The following is a 2103-nucleotide window of genomic DNA, read 5'->3' as shown; positions in this document are numbered from 1 at the left end:
AGCCGCGTGAGAGCTTTCCCGCCACAAGACGATTTACTAAACCTGTCACTGTACCGGCTCGGCACAGTATGAATATCTGAAAACAAACATGAATCAGCAGCTGCATTACCTGTCTTGCGGACAGACTCTGAAGCTGTGAGGAGGAACACAACATGAGCGAAGAATGCTCGCATAACTGCGAAAGCTGCGGCAAGGACTGCGGAGAGCGAACCAAAGAAAGTCTGCTGGAAAAACTGCACGACGGTAGCCATGTTAAAAAGGTGGTCGGCGTGGTTAGCGGAAAGGGCGGCGTGGGTAAGAGCCTCGTTACCTCCCTGCTCGCGGTGATGACCCAGAGAGAAGGCTATCAGGCGGCCATTCTGGACGCAGATATCACCGGCCCGTCCATTCCCCAGGCGTTTGGCCTGCACACCCGCGCCGAGGGGACGGAATCCGGCCTTTACCCGGTGGACTCTGAGACCGGTATCCGCGTCATGTCTCTAAATCTGTTGATGGAGCATGAGACTGACCCGGTGGTTTGGCGCGGCCCCATCATCGCGGGCGCGGTAAAGCAGTTCTGGGCGGACGTCATCTGGGGTGACGTGGATTATATGTTCATCGATATGCCGCCTGGTACTGGCGATGTGCCGATGACAGTATTCCAGTCTATCCCGGTGGACGGCCTTGTCATCGTGGCCTCCCCGCAGGAGTTGGTGGGCATGATCGTGGAAAAGGCCGTCAACATGGCCGGCATGATGAAGATCCCTGTTCTGGCGCTGGTGGAAAACATGAGCTATGTCTTCTGCCCGGACTGCGGCAGGGAGATTCGTGTGTTCGGCGAAAGCCGGATCAACGACATTGCCCAAAAGCATTCCATTCAAACCACCGCGTGCCTGCCCATCGACCCAAAGCTGGCTGCGGCCTGCGACGCAGGCATAATCGAGCATTTTAACGGCAACTGGCTGGACAGCCTACTGGATATTATACTTAAACAATAAAAAGGAGAAATAATTCATGAAAATTGCAGTTGCTAGCAACGGAAAAGACATCTTCGGTCATTTTGGTCACTGTGAAACCTTTCTGCTGTTTGACGTGAAAAACGGAAAAATAACCAGCGAGCAGAGCGTTCCCAACCCTGGCCACAAGCCTGGCTTTCTGCCGAACTTTTTGGCTGATCAGGGCGTCAATGTCATCATCGCCGGAGGTATGGGTGGCGGTGCTGTGGATATTTTCAACGAGCGTGGCGTCGAAGTTGTCGTCGGCGCGGAAGGCAATGCCCGTCAGGGGGTGGAAGCCTATCTGCGCGGCGAGCTGAAATTCACCGGATCGGTCTGCCACGATCACGCTTTCGAAAGCGAATGTGGCGGCCATAAATAAGAATCGCTTTAATAAGTAACTTTGCCACAGGACTTCCCTCCGGAGCAGAGTGGGCCCTGGAATGGATGCAGCAAAAGGCGACCATCCACGGTGTTTTTGCAGTTGCGTATGGGTTATACATGCATTTGTCGCCCACGCCTTTTATTACCGGAGCGCCTCAGCTGGTAGAGCTGCTGACGCAAGACATTGAATCTCTTAAAGGTGGAAACGTTGCGCTGAGAGATGATCTGATACAGATTGCAAATGACATTGAAACCATATAAATCTCAAGAGGAATGCGTTGGGTCCGGGGTTCGAATCCCTAGGAACCGGAAGAATCTGCGGTTTTGCGAAGAGCATGACATCCAGCGTTCCGGCCCCGCTCTGGGCAGGCCCAAGAAAGATGAGATCCGAAACACAACGCAGGATTTTCTGGACGAGTGTGAGCGCGTGGAAGTGGAACGGCGATTCAGCCTAGCCAAGCGCAAGTGTGGCTTGGGACTGATTATGACCAAACTGCGCCAAACCATTTCCCACAGTGTTGCCATGTCCATTTTGGTGCTGAGCCTCAGAAAGATTCAGTGCGCCCTTTTGCGATTGCTTGTAAATTTAAATCGGCGTTGACACTCTCCTCTTATTGTAAAATCAGTTTTCCTTGTACGTTGTGTTAGTTATTGACAAACCCAAGGGGGTACCCCTTGGGTTTGTACTATTAAACAAAGCACTAAACCGCTGGCGCGGTGGTATCTAAGCCCTGACTTTTTCTTC

The 2103-nt window shown here is 52.7% G+C and carries 3 protein-coding genes and 1 pseudogene; all 4 read left to right on the top strand.

Going from position 1 to position 2103, the window contains the following annotated elements; translation table 11 throughout:
- Window positions 1–152: 152 nt before the first annotated feature.
- The 4 genes and pseudogenes from RT018_RS10590 to RT018_RS10575 all read left to right on the top strand — a co-directional run bounded on the left by RT018_RS10590 (window position 153) and on the right by RT018_RS10575 (window position 1959).
- Window positions 153–977 carry a P-loop NTPase gene (locus RT018_RS10590; protein ID WP_312941713.1) on the top strand — a complete coding sequence of 275 codons (825 nt, stop codon included), beginning with the start codon at window positions 153–155 and terminating at the stop codon, window positions 975–977.
- Window positions 978–993: 16 nt separating this feature from the next.
- Complete coding sequence (locus RT018_RS10585; protein WP_312941711.1) at window positions 994–1356, top strand: NifB/NifX family molybdenum-iron cluster-binding protein; 363 nt, start codon at window positions 994–996, stop codon at window positions 1354–1356.
- Between the two features lie 53 nt (window positions 1357–1409).
- Window positions 1410–1642 (top strand): annotated as a pseudogene (locus RT018_RS10580) (carbon monoxide dehydrogenase); the annotation flags it as partial.
- Between the two features lie 11 nt (window positions 1643–1653).
- Window positions 1654–1959, top strand: a complete 306-nt coding sequence (locus RT018_RS10575; RefSeq protein ID WP_397360163.1) for a transposase — start codon at window positions 1654–1656, stop codon at window positions 1957–1959.
- Window positions 1960–2103 lie beyond the last annotated feature (144 nt).

Origin of the sequence: Oscillibacter sp. (assembly GCF_032060045.1) — a bacterium.
Classification (GTDB): Bacteria; Bacillota; Clostridia; order Oscillospirales; family Oscillospiraceae; genus Oscillibacter.
This window is presented reverse-complemented; position numbering and strand designations above follow the sequence as displayed.

Coding starts and splice junctions, on each gene's coding strand:
- RT018_RS10585 (WP_312941711.1), top strand. CDS start 994: ATGAAAATTGCAGTTGCTAGCAACGGAAAAGACATCTTCGGTCATTTT.
- RT018_RS10590 (WP_312941713.1), top strand. CDS start 153: ATGAGCGAAGAATGCTCGCATAACTGCGAAAGCTGCGGCAAGGACTGC.